A 21,510-nucleotide genomic window follows, 5' to 3' on the forward strand; every position below is an offset into this window, starting at 1 on the left:
ATCGATGTATTACAAACGAGCACGTTAAGTGCCTTATGTGGGTGTCCACTTTCTTGACAGAGGTCCAATCATACAGTTATAGAAAGCGAATTGGGCTCATCGGTCGAGCTATACTGGATCCCGTACAGTTAAATTAATCATAAGGGCCATATGGAGATGAATTTGGGGTGATTTAAGTGGAAATATCCAGTTTAGCACTCATATTGCATTATCAAAGCGCTAAACAGCTGTATATATCCAGTATAGGATCAGCGTTCGGCCAAGCTCGAGCGCCTGCTTGCTCCGAGGAAGCTGGTTGCCAGCGTAGAGGTACTTTCATTGCTATGTATGCCGTGGTTGCCAGCGTAGAGGTACTTTCATTGCAATTTAAGCCGCATCAGCGTATGGAAGGACTGTCCAAAAGTCTTGGTTATGGTTTCCAGAATAGCTCTTGATGGTTTATACTCTTGTTCAAGATGAATCCAATGTTCACTGCGTTGTATCGGCTCAAAGCCTTACCGGCCGCCAATCGCCATTGGCCGTGCCTGAAAGAGGTGACAGGCCAAAGAAAACTCGGACGTGACTTAGGACGATTTACATGGTTTTATTCGTAATGATGAGGTACAGCAGCAGTGGCTCATACAATAACGCTATCGCTATCCATAGGGCTATCCATGCGAATCGATAGCAATCAAGGAGAGATGGATATGGGAAAAAGATTTCCAGCCCTGCTGCCCGAGCATGAGGCCTTCATCCGCAAGCAGCATCTATTCTTCGTCGGATCCGCCCCGACGGCCAAAGACGGACATGTCAACATCTCACCCAAGGGATATGACTCGCTTCGCGTATTCTCGCCTACTGAGGTCGCTTACTTGGATTTAACCGGCAGCGGCAATGAGACGAGCACCCATCTCGCGGAGAACGGCAGAATTACATTCATGTTTGTCGCCTTGGAAGGGGCGCCGATGATTCTGCGTCTCTATGGGACCGGGAAGGTTATTCTGCCGGAATCACCGGAATGGGAGAAGACGGCTGCGCATTTCGAGCTCCTGCCGGGAGCCAGGCAAATCATCGCCGCGGACATTCATCTGGTGCAAACCTCCTGCGGCTACAGCGTGCCTTTCCTGTCCTATGCGGGCGAGCGGGATACGCTGGAGAAGTGGGCGATTCATAAGGGGGAAGACGGCCTTATTGAATACCGTGAGGAGAAAAATACGACAAGTCTTGATGGTCGGCGTACTCCGATTGGCGAGCGATCTAACGCGTGAAATGAAATTTAGCAAAAATTTTTATTTTGCGGCCGCCTCTCTTTTCTGATAAAATCTTGGTGACTTTATTAATGAAAGGGGAATGGGACATGAGAAAGCTGCCGGTTCACGAGCGAAAGACAACTTCTGTTCTCATTTTCTCATTGCCCTGAACACCAAAGCCTTGGCTTTTGGTGTTTTTTTATTTCTCATGGAGGTGGAAGGATATGAGGTATAAGCGGGTACTCATCAAGTTAAGCGGCGGCGCAGTAGCAGGGCAAGGAGAGATCGGGTTTGATCCGGAACGGCTCAACTATATTGCCAACGAGATGATGACAGTCGTCAACATGGGCGTGGAGGTGTCGATTGTTATTGGCGGCGGTAATATTTTTCGCGGCAATTTGGCGGAGAATTGGGGCATTGAGCGAGCTGAAGCCGATAATATCGGGACACTTGCTACAGTTGTGAACAGCTTGATGCTGCGGGGCGTTCTGAAGTCGAAGACCGATAAGGAAATCCGTGTCATGAGTGCGATTCCGATATCCTCAGTTGCAGAACCTTATATCCGGCTGCGGGCAATTCACCATTTGGAGAAGGGGTACATCGTTATTTTTGCAGGCGGTAATGGACAACCCTACGTAACGACAGATTATCCATCCGCACAGCGCGCCATTGAGGTGAACAGCCAAGCTCTGCTGGTTGCCAAGCAAGGGGTAGACGGCGTATTGAGCGGCGATCCCAAACATCGCGCGGATGTGGTCAAATACGACTCTCTCCATTATGATGATGTGCTCCAGCGCAACCTCAAGGTGATGGACCAGTCCGCTTTTATCCTGGCGCGGGATTATCATCTGCCTATTCATGTCTTTAACTTTGATACGCCCGGCTCGATGAAAGCGATCTGCGAGGGAAGCAACGTCGGTACGATGATCAGCAATGATTCCGTTCTAGCTGTTGCGGGTGTGTAAGAGACGCGGCTGGGGAATAATTAGCGGGAGCAGCATTCAGCTGAAGGAGCGTTGAAGAGGAAATGGCAAAAATACGGCCTTATATTTATAGCGGCAATGCGCGGGAACAAGCAGCATTCTATGTGGATGCGCTCGGCGGCGAAATTGTGAGTGTGCAGACCTTCGGCGATATGCCGGGTGCAGAGGAGGGAATCAAAGACCGCGTCATGCATCTCATTATGCAGGCTGCGGGTATCCAGTTCTATCTGGCTGATTCTAACTCCATTCAGCGGGGCAGCGGTCTTGACTTAACGCTGGAGTTTGCTTCGGATCACGAAGCGGCGCAAGCGTTCGAGAAGCTGGCTGCAGGCGGCAAAGTCATCATGAAGTTCGAGCGGATGTTCTGGGGAAGCCTGTTCGGCCGGTTGGAAGATAAATTTGGCGTTACCTGGCAAATCGCGACGGAAGTAAGCAATTAATTTTGAAATGAACGGCGGTTATTCTCTATATGGAAGCTGCGCATGGAACTAGGGAGAAGATCCCTTGCCGTGTGCGGTTTTTTCGTTTTTGCAGCAGCAGGAAGAGGCATGGATTCCACAAATTACGACAATTCCTTAACGAAACCTTAGAGCAATCTTTAAACACCCTCAATGCAGCAACTGGTACAATAACCTGGAACTGGATATGAAAGGTGGAGTGTGGAAAATGAAGTCGAAAGTTACCGCGAGTGTCCGTAAACTCGCCGCTTCGTCACTGGCCGTTTCCCTCGTATCAGCCCAGCTTGTGACTGGCATTGTGCATGCGGAGGAATCCGCAAAGCAAAGCTCCAAGGTCACTCAAGTACAGACGTTAGCCGCCGAACCTGTTCCGGCGCATCCCTTTGTCATCAGCAGTCCGGTCCTGGACACGGATAGCGGAATTGCAGCCAGTGTTGAGGTTACCCCTGTAGGCACACATGACGGGCAAGAAACGGTTATATTCGAGCTCATGAACGGAACGACCCCATCAGGCATCGTCGCCATTCAAGAAGACATTACGTCGAAGAGAAAAATAACCGCGCATTTCAATACGGCGGGCAGCGACGCTTCGGTTAAAGTGTTCGTCGTCGACAGCTACAGCGGTAAATTAACAGATGTCGGTACAAGCCTGGCTGATCCTCTCACCATTTCCTCCTCGAATCTTCTCAAGCTTCGCATCATGGAAACCACAGATGTCCATACGAATTTGATGAATTATGATTATTATCAGGACAAGCAGGTCGATACAGTCGGGCTTGTGAAGACGGCGGCGCTCGTCAAGCAAGCGCGCGCTGAAGCGAAGAATGCCCTGCTGTTCGATAATGGGGACCTGATTCAGGGTACGCCGCTTGGTACGTATATGGCCAAAATCAATAAGCTTGAAGCAGCAGGTGCCGTTCATCCGGTGTACAAAGCGATGAATTTGATGGGCTATGATGCGGCTACGCTTGGCAATCATGAATTCAACTATGGTCTTGATTTTCTGGATAAAACGCTTGCCGGCGCGGGCTTCCCGTACGTGAACGCCAATGTTTATGTGGACGATCATGACAGCAACCCGGACAATGACAAGAACAAATATACGCCTTATAAGATTTTGAGCCGTAATTTTAAGGATGAGCAGGGCAGGGAACAAACGGTTAAGATCGGCGTGCTCGGCCTTGTGGCACCGCAAATTACGACGTGGGATAAAGACAACCTCGCAGGAAAAGTCATTACGAAAGATATCGCCGCAACCGCCGCTAAGATGGTGCCTCTTATGAAAGCCGATGGAGCGGACATCATCATTGCCCTTACGCACAGCGGCTTCGATGGCAGCGCAGAAGCGGATACACTTGCTGAGAATGCAGTTCTGCCGCTTAGCGAAGTGCCGGGCATCGACGCCATCACATTCTCGCATACGCATAAGGTATTCCCGGCGGCAAATGTCACCGCGCTGGATGCGTTGTTCAAAGACTCGGAGGGCAAACCGCTGCCGGGCGTCGACAATGACAAAGGCACGATTAATGGCGTAGCTGCCGTGCAAGCGGGCTTCGGCGGAGCGAATCTGGGCATTATCGACCTCACGCTTACGAAGGATAGCGGCAAATGGAAGGTCGTTAACTCGCAGTCCGCCACTAAAGCGATCTATGACACGGTGAATAAGAAATCGCTCGTAGATGCGGATCCAACCATTGCAGCCGCTGTTCAAGCCGAGCATAAAGCGACAATCGATTATGCCAATGAGCCGATCGGACAGACGGAGTCACCGATTTATAGTTATTTTGCACTTGTTAAGGATGATCCTTCCGTTCAAATCGTAACGACAGCCCAGAAGTGGTACGTTCAGGATTATGTGAATAAGAACCTGCCGGCTTATAAGGATCTGCCGATCCTGTCTGTAGGCGCTCCGTTCAAAGCAGGGCGCAATGGCCCGACAGAATATACGGACATTAAGACAGGTCCGATCGCCATTAAGAGCGCAAGCGACCTCTACCTCTATGACAACACGCTTAAGGCGGTCAAGATCAAAGGATCGGTCGTCAAGGAGTGGCTGGAAATGTCCGCAGGGGCGTTTAATCAAATTAACCCTGCCGCTGCAGAGGAGCAGTCGCTTCTGAATCCGAAGTTCGCTGTTTATAATTTTGATGTTATCGATGGTGTGCAGTACCAGATCGATGTGACAAAGCCGTCCAAATATGATGAGAGCGGCAAGCTGATTCATGCCGACGCCAGCCGTATCATCAATTTGACTTACAATGGCGCACCTATCGACCTGAATCAGGATTTCATCGTCGTGACGAATAATTACCGTGCAGGCGGAGGCGGCAACTTCCCAGGAGTCAAGGGCTCGGAGCTGGTCGTCGATTCGCCGGATGAGAACCGTCAGGTGCTGATGAACTACATCATGGAGCAGAAGACCATAAATCCAACTGCGGATAACAACTGGTCGATCGCTCCGATTCAAGGCAATGCGAACGTTACGTTCACTTCCTCGCCTGCGGGTGCCGGCATGCTGACGGAGAGCTCCAACATCAACTATTTGGACAAGACAAACGATAAGGGCTTTGGAATCTATTCCATTGATCTGCATGGCACAACCGACCCTAACGCACCGGTGAATGTGCAGATTCTAGGGATTAACGATTTTCATGGCCAGCTCGATACAACCTCGAATTTCGGGGCAGGCAATGTGGGCGGAGCGGCGTATTTGGCAGCTTACTTGAAGCAGGAGCGGGCGGCTAATCCGAACACGCTTCTTGTCCACGCCGGAGATTCGGTCGGTGCGAGCGCGCCGGTATCTTCACTGGAGCGGGACAAGCCTACACTAGAATTCTTAAACCTGCTTCACTTTGATGTAGGGACGCTTGGCAACCATGAGTTTGATCAAGGCGTTCCCGCTTTGCTCGCGCAGGTGAAGGGCGGACCGGATCCAATTAAGCCTTCCATTGTACACAACAAATCCAGCTTCCCGATCATTAATGCCAATGTCGTCTCGGCGACTTACGCCTATGATCAAACAACCGTGACGGATTCCGTATATAAGAACATTCTGCCTCCATATACGGTAAAAGAAATCGGCGGCGTAAAGGTAGGGTTTATCGGCTTGGCAACGAATGCGACGCCGAGCAAGGTATCCCCATCCGCGCTTGCTGGCGTGAAGTTCATTGATCAGGCGCCGGCTGTTAATGCGGCTGCTGCCGAGCTGAAAGCGCAAGGCGTCAAAACGATTGTCGTCCTTGCCCATGATCCTGCCAGCGTAGATCGGACGACAGGGCTGCCTTACGGAGAAGCTGTAGATCTGGCGAATGCGATCGATGACGAGGTGGATGTTATCTTTGCAGGGGATAACCATGCGAAGGTGAACGTCACCGTAGACAATAAGCTCATCGTCGAAGCCTATTCGTACGGTACCGCTTATGCCGATGTGGATCTTGCAATCGATCCGAAGACAGGCGACGTGATCGGTAAACAAGCGAGAATCGTGGATGTGAAGCAGGACGGGGTTACACCGGATGCGGAAATAGCCGCCCTCGTGAAGCATTATCAGGATCTGCACCCCGAGCTGACTCAGCCGGTCGGGACGACGGATGGAACGGTTACAAGGATGGACGCTTACACCAAGGAATCCTCACTGGGCAATTTGATTGCGGATGCGATGCGGGATGCGATGGATGCGGATTTTGCCTTTATGAACCCGGGCGGCATTCGGGCGGATCTGCCTTCAGGGGATGTCAACTTCGGGGATCTGGCCAAAATCCAGCCATTCGGCAACGCCCTCGTGAAGATGGAGCTGACCGGTGCGCAGATCAAGATCTTGCTGCAGCAGCAGTGGGGTGCTGTTCCATCGGATACGAAGACGCTGCAGATTTCCGGTCTAAAGTACACAGCGGACTTCAGCAAGCCGAAGGAGACACGGGTTACGGTGCTGACCAAGTCAGACGGCACACCGATTGAGGATGGCACAACCTATACGGCTGTCGTGAACAATTTTATGGCTGCCGGCGGCGACAATTATAAGGTGCTCATTGAAGGCAGGAACCAAATAGTCGGTCCTACCGATTTGGATGTCTTCTACGACTATATTCTGGCAACCTTCAATCATGGTGCGATCATCGAACCGATTCAGGGGCGGATTACAAATTTGAATTTGCCTTCTGCTCCTTAAAGAGCGGATAGACGCGCGGAAATTTATTTTCGGGAGAAAGAGGTGCACCATCATTGAATAGGCCTTATAAATTCGCCGGCCTGCTGATCACCCTGCTTGCGCTTGCATTCACTTCTTTTACGTTGGTGAGTGCGGCTGAACCGGCCGTACCGACGACTACCATCGATCGGATACAGGATACGACGCCGGGTATGAAGGTGATTATCGGGGGAACGAGCAGTTTGTCAGAAGTGATTGTTAAAGTCATAGCACCGGATAAGACCGTGCTCTTCTATGATATTGCTGCCGTCAGCGGCGGCAAATACGCTGTCAGCTTCACTTTGCCGGGCGGTGCAGCCGCAGGGCAATATCAAGCGGCTGCCGGAAACGGCACGAATGTGGCCAATGCGGTCTTCAATGTTTATTCCGTAGGCTGCGGAAGCTGCGGCGGAGGCATTGGCGGAGGCGGTTCGGGAACCGGGACTCCGGCCCCGGGAACGGTTGTATTCACCGGCGCAGATATTCCAGAAGCGCAGAACGGAGTTGTCACGCTGAGTGTTGACTTTGGAGCGGGACAAGCCGGCGGCACGATTGAGCTCCCGGCCAACCTTGCGGAGCTGGCAGGCGCTGATGTCTTGCTCGTTCTGCCGGAAGGCTCCATACGGCTTCCCAAGGAAGTGCTGGCTGAATTAGCCAAGCTTGTACCGGCAGGAGAGCAGGCGGCGGATAGCCGAATTGTCCTTCATATCCGCGGGCTTGATGACGAGGAGCTGAAGTCGGCCGTCTCAGCGCTTGCACAAGGAAATGCGGGAACAACGATCCAATCTGCCGGACAAGCGCTGGAGTTAACGCTGGCAGTTAAAGGCGCCAGCGGGACAGAGACGAAGCTTGAGAAATTCGTGAAGCCAGTCACACTCAGCTTAAAGCTGTCCGCTGGAGCAGATAAACAGCTGTCAGGTATTTATTACATCCCGGGCAGCGGTAAAGCGGAATACGCAGGCGGAACCCTGCAGGGGGATTCCATCGTAACAGCCGTATCCCACTTTAGCGCTTACGCAGCATTGACCTCCAGCAAAACGTTCAACGATATGCCGGCCAGCCACTGGGCATATACCTATGTTCGAGTTCTCAGTGCGAAGCACGTTATTGAAGGAGTCAGCCCCACGGCCTTCTCGCCGTCTAAGCAGCTGACACGTGCGGAATTCGTGACGATGCTGGCCCGGTATTTGAAATTGGAGCCGGCAGCAGGTGCGGCGCCATTCCATGATGTGTTGGCAGGCAGCTGGTATGCAGAGGCTGTATCCGCTGCTTATGCGAAAGGTCTCGTTACGGGGGTCAGCAAGGACAGCTTTGCTCCGGATCAGAAGCTGACCAGAGAAGAACTTGCGGTGCTTCTGGCGCGTGTGCAAGCTTCCGGGGCTGCGGCGAAGCCATCCGGCTTTAAGGATGCCGGCAGCATTAGCAGCTGGGCCAGAGCCTCTGTGAACAGCGTGCTGGAAAGCGGTCTGATGACCGGCCTTCCAGATAACCGGTTTGCGCCGCAAGCGCAGGCCACTCGCGCTGAAGCAGCCAAGGTGATCTATATGCTTGATCAGCATTCGTAATTTCATCAACGGGCTGTGCAGGGTTGAGGCAATCATTTGCTTTCAATCAGGCGCAGCTCATTTTCTATTTCATCGATAAAATGAAGGGCGTTACGTCCTTGTGCTGCAAATTTTTATGCGCTATCTGTTTGTGAATCTATTTATTAGGGGTATAGAGGGGAAAGAGCTTATATGCTGTGAGAATAAAGAGGAGGTCGCTTCGTGATGGCTATAGAAACGGAGAACGGGCGTGCTGCCCAGCAGGTTGTACTTGTAACAGGCGCGGGCGCGGGTATAGGGCGGGCATCCGCCTTGAAGCTGGCTGAGGAGGGCGCGCGGGTTGCGCTGCTCGACGTGGAAGAAGACAGGCTGGAGAAGGTGAAGAAGAAAATCGAGCATTGGGGCGGCGAAGCAATCGCGGTTGCAGCGGATATTTCGAAGCCTGAGGAGGTTCAGCGAGCGATAGGAGCGGTGCTCGATAAATGGGGACGGCTGGATACGGTGTTTGCCAACGCCGGCATTAACGGGACCATAACCCCGATTGAGAATATGGAGCCGGAGGAATGGAGTGAAACACTGGACACGAATCTCAAGGGGACATTCCTGACGGTAAAATATGCAATTCCCGCTCTTAAGGAGCAGGGAGGCAGCATTATCATAACAAGCTCGATTAACGGCAACCGCGTGTTCTCGAACTTCGGCTTCAGTGCCTACAGCGCGTCCAAGTCGGGGCAGGTTGCCTTTATGAAGATGGCTGCGCTGGAGCTTGCGCAGTACGGAATCCGCGTGAACGCAATCTGTCCAGGTGCCATCGAAACGCATATCGACCAGAATACAGACCGCACGCCGGAGCTTGAGGAAATTAGAATTCCTGTCGAGTTCCCCGAGGGAGATCAGCCTCTTCAGGATGGCCCGGGCAAACCGGCCCAGGTTGCGAATCTGGTTCTGTTTCTTGCCTCCAAGGAGTCGAATCATGTGACAGGGACAGAAATCTACATTGATGGAGCGGAGTCGCTGCTTCGCGGCTAGTCCACCCGAACGTTCATGCCTGCTGCGTGCCGATTCCAAGGCTTCTATAAACAGCAAACAGCCGGTCTCTCTATGAGATCGGCTGTTTGCTTGGCACTTCAATTCCGTAACGGTTCAGCAGCCGCTTCACCGCGTCGAACTGAATCGGCTTGGCGATAAAGTCGGCCATCCCGGCGGCCAGACACCGGTCACGGTCGCTTGGCAGCACATTGGCCGTCATGGCGACAACGATGGGCGCCCGCCCGGCCGGGGCGTCGGCAAGCAGCCGCTCGGTGGCCTCGAGCCCATCCATGACGGGCATGCGCATATCCATCAGAATAAAATCATATTGGCCGCTTGCCGCCCTCAATACGGCCTCACTGCCATTAGCCGCAATGTCAGCGGAAATTCCCATCTTCTCCAGAAGGCGCAGGGTAAGCCTCTGATTAATTTCGTTGTCATCGGCAACCAGCACCCTGGCGGAAGAGGGTGGACTCTGATGGTGATCCGGGGAAGAGGCATCCTCACCGGGCGCTTGATAACGTTCATCCGGCGAAGACAGCTCCTCTACGAGTCCGAGCGTAATCGTAAAGTGGAAGGAAGTTCCCTTCCCTACCTCAGATTCTACTTGAATGGAGCCTCCCATCAGCTCTACAAGATTCTTGGTGATTGCAAGTCCAAGACCGGTTCCGTTGTACTGCCTGGTCAAGGAAGAGTCAATCTGGGAGAAGGGATGGAAGAGAGAGGGGAGCTTATCCTCTGGTATTCCGATTCCCGTATCCATAACAGACCATGCGAGTTCTACTTCATCTTCGCGGATTTGAGCCAGCTTCGCAATGACTTGAATCGAACCGTCCGTTGTAAACTTGACGGCATTGCCGATCAGGTTAATCAGAATTTGCCGGAGCTTGGTGGCATCCCCGAGTACAATGGCCGGAATCGCGGGATCGCTCGTATAGAGCAGCTCCAGATCCGTTTGCCTGGATGTTGCGGTGAACAGCTCGAAGGTTTCGGATACGACCAGATCCAGCTGGAAGGGCGAGTCATCAAGCTCCAGCTTGCCGGATTCGATCTTCGCATAATCAAGAATATCATTAATGACAGACATCAGCGCATCGCCGCTCCGGCGGATAATCTCAGCGAACTCGCGCTGCTCCGTATCCAATTCGGTCTCGAGCAGCAGGCCGGTCATGCCGAGCACGCCGTTCATCGGAGTCCGAATTTCGTGGCTGACCATGGTGAGGAAGTTCGATTTCGCCTTCGCCGCAATCTCGGCCGCTTCTTTTGCAATCTGAAGATCACGGTTCATTCGTTCCAGCTCTTTGGTTTTGTCCTGGAGCAGCTCCTGCTGCATTTGCAGGGTCTTATTATTCACGTACATCCGCACGAAGCCGTCAATCTTAGTCCGCAGAATTTGCGGTACAAACGGCTTGAGCATATAGTCGATCGCACCTGCTTCGTAACCGGTGAAGAAATGCTCCGATTCCTTGCTGGTTGCAGAGATGAAGATGATGGGCACTTCCTGTGTTTTTTTTCGTGATTTAATCAGTCTGGCCGTCTCGAAACCATCCATCTCCGGCATTTGCACATCAAGCAGAATGACGGCGAACTCCTCCCTAAGCAGGCAGCGGAGCGCTTCTTCCCCGGACAGGCATTTTACGAGATTATAGTTCCCGTTCCCCAGTACGGCTTCGAGCGTAAGCAGATTGTCAGGATGGTCATCCACAAGCAAGATATTTATCGGTCCATCATATGTGTTCATAGTGTTTAATCCCCTGCCCACAGTAATTTGCCGATCCATCCATCATTTGATCTTGCGGTAGAGTCGGCTATAGGGGTCAATTTCCTCGTAAGCATCCGCATACCGCGTAAAGTTAATGGATTCCTTCGTACCGAGCGCAAGAATACCGAAGGTGCTCAAGCTGCCATAGAACAGCCCATGCACATGGTCCTGCAGCTCTTTATTGAAATAGATCATCACATTGCGGCAAAAGATCACATTAAATTCGTTGAAAGACGTATCCGTAACCAGATTATGCTGCGCAAATACGATGTTCGCCTTAAGCTCGGCATGAAACATCACGGAGTCATATTTGGCAGTATAGTATTTGCTGAAGGCTTCCTTGCCGCCAGCCTCCATATAGTTCCGGGTGAAAGCTTGCATTCGATCGATAGGAAATACGCCTTCCTTGGCGGTTTCAAGCACGCGCTCGTTCATGTCGGTCGCATAGATGCGGGATTTCTCATAGAGCCCTTCCTCCTTGAGCAAAATCGCCATCGAGTAGACTTCCTCTCCCGTAGAGCAGCCCGCATGCCAAACGCGGATAAAAGGATAGGTGCGCAGCAGCGGAACGACACGCTCCCGGAAAGCGCGAAAAACCTCAGGATCCCGGAACATCTCTGTGACATGAATCGTTAGATCCGAGAGCAGCCGGTTCATGACCGTGCGGTCGTGAAGCAAACGTTCCGTCAGCGCTGTAATGGTAGGCAGCCGTTCCGCATGAACCCGGTGCCAGATCCGTCTGCGAATAGAAGAGGAGGAATAATTGCGAAAATCATAGCCGTATAGTTGATAGAATCCTTCAAGGAGCAGATGGATCTCGATCTGCTCCCGCTCTTCGGTCGTTCCCTCGCTATTTATACAACCACACCCTCATAAGTGATAGGAGCTGGTCGATATTGACGGGCTTGGCAATATAGTCGGATGCGCCTGCTTCAATGCATTTCTCACGATCTTCTTTCATTGCTTTTGCTGTAATCGCAATAATCGGCAGCTGTTCATGCTTCGGTATGGACCGGATGCGCCGCATAGCTTCGTAGCCATCCATTTCCGGCATCATCATATCCATTAACACCAATTGAATATCGGGATGCTTCTCCAGCATCTCCAGTGATTCCCGTCCGTTCTCGGCAAAATGGATATGCATATTATAGCCTTCCAGTGCGCTGGATAGAGCAAATACATTTCGTATGTCATCATCGACAATAAGAATCGGTTTGCCCTCGAAAATCGTCTCGACGCTGTGCAGCTTACGAAGAACGCTCCGTTTCTCTTCCGGCAAATCGGCTACCACGCGGTGCAGGAATAAGGTCGTTTCATCAAGCAGACGCTCCGGTGACTTAACATCCTTGATGATAATCGTCTCGGCATATTTCTTAAGCTCGCGTTCTTCTTTCTTATCCAAATCCCGGCCCGTGTAGATGATGATGGGCAGACTGCGCAAATTCTCATTCTTGCGTATGCTGTCCAGCAGGTCGAACCCATTGATATCGGGAAGACCAAGATCAAGCACCATGCAGTCGTAATGCTGGATATTCAGCTCCTCCAGAGCCTCCCGGCCGCTGGAAACGCCTTTGATTATAACATCATCATGTCCAATCAATTCCGTAATGCTGATTCGCTGCACCGCATCATCCTCTACGATAAGCAGACGCTTCAGATCACGATCGAGGAAGGATTCGATCTGCTGGAATAAGGAATCCAGACGTTCCTTCGTTGCAGGCTTCCGCAGGTAAGCGATGGCCCCCATCGATAGTCCTTGTTGGATATCCTCCATCACGGAGATGACATGCACCGGAATATGGCGCGTGTCCGCATCATGCTTGAGATGATGCAGCACAGACCAGCCGTCCATGACCGGGAGCATGATATCAAGCAGTATCGCATCCGGCAGGAAGGTTCTTGCATCGTCCAGACCGCGGTCGCCCTGAAGTGCGACAATACCCTTGAAGCCCCTGGAGCGCGCCATATCCAGCAATACGCGGGCAAAATTAATGTCATCCTCAATGATCAGCACGACGCGATCCCCAGCTCCAATGGCCTCGCGATCATCCTCGACCGCAATCGGATTCATCTCGGCAGCGGCAGCGGAGACGGATTGAAGCGCGGACTGAATGGTAACGGAGTTGAACGCGTTCGGAACAGGCTCCCGGTTCTCGATGGTGTTCTCTGCCCCTTCGGCTACGGAGAGGTCACCTACATAAAACTCAGGCAGATAAAGCGTGAATATGCTGCCTACTCCCTCGGTGCTCTGCAAAGTCAGCGTACCGCCCAGCAGTCCGGACAGCTCGCGGCTAATCGCAAGGCCAAGCCCTGTTCCGCCGTAGATCCGGCTTGTCGTTCCATCGACCTGCTGGAAGGCTTCGAAGATCATCTGCTGCTTATCTTCCGGAATACCAATCCCCGTATCACGAACATCGAAGGCAATAACAGAGCCTTTACCCGTAATACTTGAAAGTTCATCCTGGTCCAATTCATGCTCGGCAGCCCGAATCGTTACGCTGATCTCGCCTTGATGAGTAAATTTGAACGCGTTCGATAATAAGTTCTTCAGCACCTGCTTCACGCGATGGCTGTCGGTGTAGATATCCTTCGGAACGCCGGGTTCAATCATCGTCGTGAAGGCAATCCCCTTCTGCTGGCCGAGCGGAGCGAAGCTGCGCTTCAAATTGTCCAGCATCTCGGCGACCGGCACATTCTCCGTTACGAGATTCATTTTGCCGGCGCCGATTTTGGATAAATCGAGAATTTCATCAATAAGCTTGAGCAAATCCCCGCCTGATGAATGAATGGTTGTGGCGAATTCCAGCTGCTTGCTGGTTAGATTGCCATCCTTATTATCCTTGAGCATCTGGGACAAAATAAGCAGGCTGTTCAGCGGTGTACGCAGCTCATGCGACATGTTCGCCAGAAATTCGGATTTGTATTTGGAAGAGAGAGCGAGCTGTACGGTCTGCTTCTCGAGTGCTTGCTTCGTCTTCTCAATTTGCTCATTCTTCTTCTCCGTCTGCTTGATCTGCAGCTCTAACAGATGAGCCTTCTTCAGCAGCTCCTCGTTGCTCTGCTCCAGCTCCTCCTGCTGGCTTTGAAGCAGCTCCTCCGAGCTTCTAAGCGCGCGGGTCTGTTCTTCCAGCCGCTCATTGGTGTTGCGCAGCTCCTCCTGCTGGGAGATAAGCTCTTCGGATTGGACCTGCAGCTCTTCGCCGAGCGCTTGAGACTCCCGCAGCAGTTCTTCGATTCGAATCCGCCCGAACAGGTTATTAAGCGTTATGCCGCAGCTCTCCGCAAGCTCAGTAAGCAAAGCGCGCTGCCGTTCATCGAAGGGCTGGATGCCGGCCAGTTCAATGACGGCAAGCAGCCGGTTCTGATACAAGACAGGAAAAAGCATCAGATGGCTTGGCGCCGTTTCGCCAATCCCGGAGCGAAGCTTTATATAAGAAGGAGGAAGCTCAGTCAATTCAATGATTTGCTTACTGCGCGCGCATTGACCGACAAGTCCTTCTCCAATCACGAATTGCTGTTCAAACATTCGGGTGTCCTGCGGGGCGTAGGCGCCTTGAAGCTTCAGACTTTTATCGTCTCCCAATCCTTCGCGAACATATAAGCAGGCGTAGCAGGCCCCGACAAGTGGAGCCATCTGCTCGATAAAGGTTTGGCTGATCTGCCCAAGCTCCTGCTCCGTCTGCAGCAGAAGAGCCAGTGAAGCGGTATTCGATTTCACCCAGGATTCATCTTCTATTTTTTTATTATAGGTTAACTCGATCTGCGTTTTCCTATCGAGATCATCGGCCAGCGCGTAGAAGGCTTTGGCTATCTCTCCAAACTCATCCTTCATCCTGCCGGTTTTCTGGCGAAAAGTACGGTCAAGCGTGCCTCGCGCATATCCGCCGATCAAAGTGGTCAGCGTATTCAAGCCTCTGGTTACACCGGTCAAATTCCACAGCATCGTTCCGAAGCCGATCACTAAGCCAATGACGGAGGTGTTGATCATAATCATGCGGTTATTCTGATTCGCCGCCGCAGCTTCTGCTACCGCTGTATCCATCGCCTTGCGGTGGAAAGCTGTCAAATCATCGATCAAATTGATTGTATTCTCCTGATAAGCGAGGCCTTCTCTTTCACGCAGGTTAATCGCCTCTGAAGCTTTCCCGGCATGAATCAGATCGACCACCTGACTCCCGTAGGCCAGATATCCTGCGGTCTCCCGCTTCAGCTCGCGTATGATCGATTCCTCTGCGTCCGTCACCGCGAGTCCGTCCAGCTGAGCGAACAATTTCTCTGCGCGCGCGGGAGTATTCGTCAGAAGCTCCTCGTTCTTATTTAGGGTAGCTTGCGTCGGAACGGTTAATACATTGACCAAGCCTTTGGCGAAATCGTTCACTTCACCGCGAAGATCGTAGGCGATCATAAGTTTCTGATAGCGATCCTTATAGATTTCATCGAGCTTGCCGCTGACAATCGTGAAATTGTTCAAAGCTGCTAAGGATATGAAAAGCAGTAAAAAAATCATGACAATAAAACTTATAATCAGCTTCGTCTTGGTTTTCATCAGATGCCCCTCGTCTTTATTTCTTTTTCTACAGCTGACTTATCTATTTGAATACGTGCGAACAGGCCGCCGCCCTTGACGGGCAGCGACCTTAACGCGTATTAAAGATGTAAGTTAGTTGAGGTTCGTAATAACAAGTACACGGCCGCGGTCCAATTCCTCTTCATACCGCTCGGCTTCGCTGTCGCTAAGACCGATGGACTGAAGCTTGGCGCGGATTTCATCGCCCCGTGACCGGAATACGTTTGCCAAAGAAGTAAATACGCCTTCTTCAGATACTCCGATTGAGCTGGCCTCTGATGCATCGGCAAGCGACTTGGTTTGCTCGCTGTCGTGGGCAAGGACATAGATATCATCTTGTTTGTACCCCTGTCGGTTTAATTCACGCACGGTATGCAGGGCATCCATGGCTGTTGTCACAATTTGAACGGTCGGTTTAATTTGTTGCTGCATAAGTCATCCCTCCGTATTTCATATTGGATAAGCCAAGTTAGCTTCTGTGTGGCTACTGTGTCCTTACCACGGGCTTGGGCGAATGAAACAGGGAAGAATGCGGATAATCGCGGAAAAAGCAAGGCTTCCGGATCGATTCATAATAGAAAAGGTTGGTGTAATAAGTCTCGTACCCGCAGGCGGGAAGATAGATAGAAGGAGTGAAGCCATCATGTTTCTAGAATGCTTTCATCATACCACGAGAAGCAACTGGGCATACGCATATGATAAAGATACCATTCATCTCAGAGTCCGGACGAAGCGTGACGACGTTGAGGAAGTAACCGCCGTAACGGGTGATAAGTACGATTGGGACGGCTTTCATGAAGATGTCCCGATGCTGAAAATCGCAGCAGATGAGGATTTCGACTATTGGGAGGCGGCGGTTAAGCCGAGGTACAAACGCTTCTCTTATGGATTCCGTCTTCGCAGCGGCGATGAGACGGTTTTTTTGACCGAATCGGGTAAATTCGGCGAGCCGCCGCCGCCGCCGGGCGGTTATTACGAGTTTCCGTACATCCACGAGATTGATATTTTTACTGCGCCGGAATGGGCAAAGGAAGCGGTATTCTATCAAATCATGCCCGACCGGTTCGATAACGGCGATCTAGAGACCGATCCGGAATTTACGGAGGAATGGGGGCAGCCGCCAACCAATGACAATATATTCGGAGGCGATCTGCAGGGCATTCTGAACCGTCTTGATTATTTGTCCGAGCTTGGCATTACCGCGATCTATATGACGCCTATCTTCGAATCGCCGTCCAACCATAAATACGACACGGTCGATTATAAAAAAATCGATCCGCATCTCGGTGATACAGAGCTGCTTAAGAAGCTGGTTGCGAGCTGTCACGACCGCGGCATTCGCGTTGTCCTGGATGCTGTATTCAACCATGCAAGCGAACAATTCATGCCCTTCCAGGATGTGCTGAAGAACGGGGAGAAGTCGAAGTATAAGGATTGGTTCCATATTCGTTCATTCCCCGCAGAGGTTAAGGAAGGCAAAGCCAGCTACGATACCTTCGGGTTCTATGGGAATATGCCGAAGCTGAACACGTCGAATCCGGAAGTGAAGGCCTACCTGCTGGATGTCGCTGAATATTGGATCAAGGAAGTCGATATTGACGGCTGGCGGCTCGATGTAGCAAACGAAGTCGATCACCATTTCTGGCGTGATTTTCGCCATACGGTCAAGAAAACGAAGCCGGATGCGTATATCATCGGCGAGGTATGGAGCGATTCGCTCATGTGGCTGCAGGGCGACCAGTTTGACTCGGTCATGAACTACCCGTTTGCCGATATCGTCATGGGCTTCATCGCTTCAGGCGACAGGGACGGGGTTACCTTTGCCAACCAAATCAACCAGCTACTCATGCGGTATCCGCAGCAGACGAGCGAGGTGATCTTCAATCTGCTCTCGAGCCATGACACGCCGCGCGTCCTTACCCGGGTGGACGGGAATAAGGTCCGTTTGAAGCTGGCTGTCGTATTTCTCCTTACGTATATCGGAACGCCGTGTATTTTCTACGGGGATGAAGTCGGACTAAGCGGCGGGAATGATCCGGATTGCCGGGCTTGCATGGAATGGGATGAGGAGAAACAGGATCATGAACTGCTGGACTTTTATAAGCTGCTGATTCATCTGCGCAAGGAGCATCCCGTCCTTCGCAGCGGCCGATTCCGTTTTTTGAAGGCAGACGCCGAAGATTCCCGCATTATATATGAGCGGCTTGGCGAGGGGGAGCATTTTACGATATGGATGAACAATACGGGCGAAACTTCAACGCTCACACATCCCATGGATGCCGATGACTGGAGTGATGCGCTCACAGGCGAGCGTGTCCCCACTTATGAGGGCCAGATGTCTGTCGGGCTTGAACCGTTTGGGTACCGGGTTTTGAAAAGAGCATTATAAAATGGGGTAATATACCCAGTTTTGGAGGGACTTAAGCAGCATTTTTGCATCATTTAGGAATATTTTTTTCATGGTTTCATACATTTGTAGGACGTTTATTATTCAAGTACATAGACGAACTCGGGAGGAAACATGAATGAAAACAAATGATTGCTTAGCTATGCTGCTTGCCGGAGGTGAGGGCCGCCGCTTGGCGCCGCTCACTGCTTCTATCGCGAAACCCGCCGTACACTTTGGAGGACGCTGCCGAATTATTGACTACACGCTGAGCAACTGCGTTCATTCGGGAATCCATTCGATTGGTGTCCTGACCCAGTATCAAGCGGAATCACTTCATGATCATATCGGTGATGGAGCTGCTTGGCAGTCAATTGACGGCGGACATTCCGTGAACATTTCTCTGCTGCCTGCCAGCCGCTGCAAAGGAGAGGGATATCTCGGTACTGCCGATGCTATCTATCAGAATATCGATTACATAGACTCGCAGAGTCCAGAGCATATTTTGATTCTCTCCGGCGATCATATCTATCAAATGGATTACAGCGAAATGCTGCGGCATCACGCAGCAAGCGGCGCGTCGGCAACCATTGCTGTGAAGCGCGTGCCATGGAAGGAGGCCAACCGGTTCGGTATTATGAACACGGGAGAGGGCGACCGAATCATTGCTTTCGATGAGAAGCCTAAGCGGCCCAAGAGCAACTTGGCTTCGATGGGTATCTATTTGTTCTGCTGGGCTGACTTACGCGCTGCGCTGATCGAGGATCATAACAATGAGGCATCCAGCCACGATTTTGGCGCGGACCTGATCCCTGGGATGCTTGGCTCGGAGAAGAATCTATACGCTTATCCGTTCGATGGATACTGGCGCGATGTCGGGACAATCGAGAGCTTATGGGAAGCGCATATGGATTTGATAGAAGGGGAGGTGGCGACGGCTTCGGAGGAGCAGGATCCGAAGGAAGCATGGCCGATTCTGACAAGGGAACGGACGGTGAAGACGCCATCCTACAAATGCCCGATGGCTTCCATCCAGAGCTCTTATATCCACTCCGGCAGCGTTATAGAAGGCGATATCGACCATTCGATCGTGTTCGGTGATGTATCGATCTGCAAGGGCGCAGATATTCGCGAAAGCATCATTATGCCAGGGGCAAGAATCGGGAATAACGTTTCCTTGTACCGGGTTATTATCGGAGAGGGCGCGGTAATTGGAGAAGGTGCCGCCATCGGCAATCTGAATGACGAAATTACCGTTATCGGTGCTGGAGAGCAAGTTGCTGCCCGGCCTCAATTCAACGTTACGCCTGATCGTCTGCCGCAATCGGTATTGGCTGATTGGGAGATCGACATAGCCTCATCCATGCAGGAGAAGGTGCGTTCGTAAAGGAATAAGCTGCAGGGAAGGGGAAAGTTACCGAGTCGAATGGCTGAATGGGTCCGCTGAACCAAAGAAGAGGAGATTAGCTCCTCCTCGACCGGTCAGCGTTTTTTTATGCGGAAAGGGCGGCCTATTATTTGGCTTGGATGAGACTCTTGTCAAATTTAAGCGGGATATGGAGCTGATGTATCGGTGAACCGTCCTTGGCGCTTGCCTCAAAAATGGTTAATACGCCAGTCGGACTTGTCGGCTTATCGAATTTGACAGTGATCGAGAAATCCCCCCACTCCGGCGCTCCCATACTGGCGGTCGTGAACCCTTCTGCCAGCACTTGATGACCATCCTCGAAGGAATAGTTAAGCGTAGCTTCGAACACTCTGGCTTTCCCTTTCACCACAAAGGACTGCCCCACTATGCTGTCCGGTGCAGGCTGGTAGATCTGAAATGTGTCGTTGCTTGCGACAATCTTGGGTGTATCCCCGCCAGTATCCCCTTCATTAACGGGCTGGTCACCGGGCTCATTACCGGGCTCATTGGAGCTGGAGCCAGGCGTCTGATCTTGGTTACTTGGGGTGCCTGTGCTGCCTGCCGGCTGGCTGGGGGTGGTGTCGTTTTGGGAGCACGCGCCCAGACATAATGCCAGTAGGATGAGCGTAATATAGCTCCATACGGCAGTGGATTTATGCATGTGAATTCTCCTTTACAAGTAAATTTGGCTTGCACCGTGCTGGTGCTTACTCTTTGAATTTATGTCTACTATTATACGCCAGAGGCAGTAATTGAATCATACGTGCGCAATACCGTCAGATGCTGGCTGAATGATGTGGGCATACGCCGTTAAAGGCTGGCTGAGGATGGATGCCTCTTACGGGCATATGCCGTCAGATGCTGGATGCATGATTAGCTATACCATCAGATGCTGGCCGAATGATGCGGGCATATTCCATTCAGAGGATGGATTATAGGAGAAAGCCCATCATCTCCGTCTGCAGACCGAGGAGGACTACCTTCAAAGTCCGATACCTGCTCGGGATTTTTCCGTTATACTACAGATAATGAAGTTATATGGGGAGTGTTCGGAGCTATGTTTGAGTGGAGTCGACTGTTACGATTCAACCGGTATTATGGTCAAGGCAAGAGGGAAATTGATTATCAGTGGCCTTCATCGAAGTTCCCTGTCATTAATATTCGTTCCAATGGGGGAGCAAGCGGGAAGCCGAAGGTTGCAATCGGTGTCGTTGCTCTTGGTGATATTGCCGTAGGTGTTGTATCGGGCGGTGCGGTATCCATTGGTATATTCTCATTTGGTGCGGTGGCAATAGGCGGATTCCTTTCACTTGGAGCGGTAGCCATATCCCAAGGACTATCAGCAGGAGCGGTTGCCATAGGAAGTCTGGCGCTTGGTGCTGTGAGTATTGGTGAGACCGCGATCGGTGCAGTCGGTATCGGTCAGACAGCGCTCGGAGCAGTAGCTATCGGCCAGTCAGCCTACGGGGTAGTGGCGATTGGCGATCACGGATTTGGACTAATACCGATTCTTGGTGATTTCATTCGCTGGATCAGGGATTTATTTATATAAGCGGATGCAGGATCGGTCCGCGTGGGTCCGCGTAATTGCGGCATCATGCGCACGCTCAACCAGTGCAAACTCCTATTAAACCTCGCGTATCTTTCAACGGTAACACTAGATAAGCCCGTCCCGTGCCTCTTTTAACTAGCAAAAGCACCTATTAAACCTCGCCCAGCTCGGCTATAAGCTACGGTAGCTCGAATAGAGCTGCAAATCAGCATCTTAACTGGATTTCGTACAGTATAGAGAGGGCGATTTGATTGCAGAGGGAGCTATACTGTATTCTATGCAGTTATTTGGAGCTGTGAGGGCATTTTTCGAGCTGCAATCGCTATTTTAGTTGGATATTGGACCTCTGTCAAGAAAGTGGACACCCACATAAGGCACTTAACGTGCTCGTTTGTAATACATCGAT

At 51.6% G+C, this 21,510-nt stretch carries 14 protein-coding genes; 9 read left to right on the plus strand and 5 right to left on the minus strand.

Annotated features, from left to right (window positions below; genetic code table 11):
• The first annotated feature begins 686 nt into the window (after positions 1–686).
• The 6 genes from ACFPYJ_RS29670 (at position 687) to ACFPYJ_RS29695 (ending at position 9,429) form a co-directional block, all read left to right on the plus strand.
• Positions 687–1,247: a pyridoxamine 5'-phosphate oxidase family protein gene (locus ACFPYJ_RS29670; RefSeq protein ID WP_379191866.1), complete on the plus strand. Its 561-nt coding sequence runs from the start codon at positions 687–689 to the stop codon at positions 1,245–1,247.
• Positions 1,248–1,453: 206 nt separating this feature from the next.
• A complete protein-coding gene (gene pyrH / locus ACFPYJ_RS29675; RefSeq protein ID WP_379191867.1) occupies positions 1,454–2,194 on the plus strand; it encodes a UMP kinase in 741 nt (246 codons plus the stop codon).
• Positions 2,195–2,256: 62 nt separating this feature from the next.
• A complete protein-coding gene (locus ACFPYJ_RS29680; protein WP_379191868.1) occupies positions 2,257–2,652 on the plus strand; it encodes a VOC family protein in 396 nt (131 codons plus the stop codon).
• 226 nt (positions 2,653–2,878) lie between these two features.
• Positions 2,879–6,838 carry a bifunctional 2',3'-cyclic-nucleotide 2'-phosphodiesterase/3'-nucleotidase gene (locus tag ACFPYJ_RS29685; protein ID WP_379191869.1) on the plus strand — a complete coding sequence of 1,320 codons (3,960 nt, stop codon included), beginning with the start codon at positions 2,879–2,881 and terminating at the stop codon, positions 6,836–6,838.
• Positions 6,839–6,891: 53 nt separating this feature from the next.
• Positions 6,892–8,421: an S-layer homology domain-containing protein gene (locus tag ACFPYJ_RS29690; RefSeq protein WP_379191870.1), complete on the plus strand. Its 1,530-nt coding sequence runs from the start codon at positions 6,892–6,894 to the stop codon at positions 8,419–8,421.
• Positions 8,422–8,625: 204 nt separating this feature from the next.
• Entirely contained in the window at positions 8,626–9,429 is an 804-nt protein-coding gene (locus ACFPYJ_RS29695; protein WP_379191871.1) for an SDR family oxidoreductase, read from the plus strand.
• Positions 9,430–9,499: 70 nt separating this feature from the next.
• Here ACFPYJ_RS29695 and ACFPYJ_RS29700 read toward each other — a convergent pair whose 3' ends face one another.
• The 4 genes from ACFPYJ_RS29700 to ACFPYJ_RS29715 form a co-directional block, all read right to left on the minus strand.
• Positions 9,500–11,170, minus strand: coding sequence for a response regulator (locus ACFPYJ_RS29700; protein WP_379191872.1), 1,671 nt, complete (start codon positions 11,168–11,170; stop codon positions 9,500–9,502).
• Positions 11,171–11,212: 42 nt separating this feature from the next.
• Positions 11,213–12,049: a CheR family methyltransferase gene (locus tag ACFPYJ_RS29705; RefSeq protein WP_379191879.1), complete on the minus strand. Its 837-nt coding sequence runs from the start codon at positions 12,047–12,049 to the stop codon at positions 11,213–11,215.
• Positions 12,042–15,737 (minus strand): response regulator, encoded by a 3,696-nt coding sequence (locus ACFPYJ_RS29710; protein WP_379191873.1) that lies wholly within the window; start codon positions 15,735–15,737, stop codon positions 12,042–12,044. Before ACFPYJ_RS29710 ends, ACFPYJ_RS29705 begins: the two co-directional genes overlap by 8 nt.
• 114 nt (positions 15,738–15,851) lie before the next feature.
• A complete protein-coding gene (locus ACFPYJ_RS29715) occupies positions 15,852–16,190 on the minus strand; it encodes a YflT domain-containing protein (protein ID WP_379191874.1) in 339 nt (112 codons plus the stop codon).
• A gap of 211 nt (positions 16,191–16,401) precedes the next feature.
• On the opposite strand from ACFPYJ_RS29715, the gene ACFPYJ_RS29720 reads away from it, so the two are divergent.
• Together ACFPYJ_RS29720 and ACFPYJ_RS29725 are read left to right on the plus strand one after the other, a co-directional pair.
• Positions 16,402–18,147, plus strand: coding sequence for an alpha-glycosidase (locus tag ACFPYJ_RS29720; RefSeq protein ID WP_379191875.1), 1,746 nt, complete (start codon positions 16,402–16,404; stop codon positions 18,145–18,147).
• 136 nt (positions 18,148–18,283) lie between these two features.
• Positions 18,284–19,531: a glucose-1-phosphate adenylyltransferase gene (locus ACFPYJ_RS29725; RefSeq protein ID WP_379191876.1), complete on the plus strand. Its 1,248-nt coding sequence runs from the start codon at positions 18,284–18,286 to the stop codon at positions 19,529–19,531.
• Positions 19,532–19,658: 127 nt separating this feature from the next.
• On the opposite strand, the gene ACFPYJ_RS29730 is transcribed toward ACFPYJ_RS29725, so the two are convergent.
• Positions 19,659–20,213 (minus strand): Gmad2 immunoglobulin-like domain-containing protein, encoded by a 555-nt coding sequence (locus ACFPYJ_RS29730; protein WP_379191877.1) that lies wholly within the window; start codon positions 20,211–20,213, stop codon positions 19,659–19,661.
• A gap of 396 nt (positions 20,214–20,609) precedes the next feature.
• Between ACFPYJ_RS29730 and ACFPYJ_RS29735 the strand changes: the two genes are divergently transcribed.
• Positions 20,610–21,104, plus strand: a complete 495-nt coding sequence (locus ACFPYJ_RS29735) for a hypothetical protein (protein WP_379191878.1) — start codon at positions 20,610–20,612, stop codon at positions 21,102–21,104.
• The last annotated feature ends 406 nt before the right edge of the window (positions 21,105–21,510 follow it).

Source organism: Paenibacillus solisilvae (genome assembly GCF_042656405.1).
GTDB lineage: Bacteria > Bacillota > Bacilli > Paenibacillales > Paenibacillaceae > Paenibacillus_Z > Paenibacillus_Z solisilvae.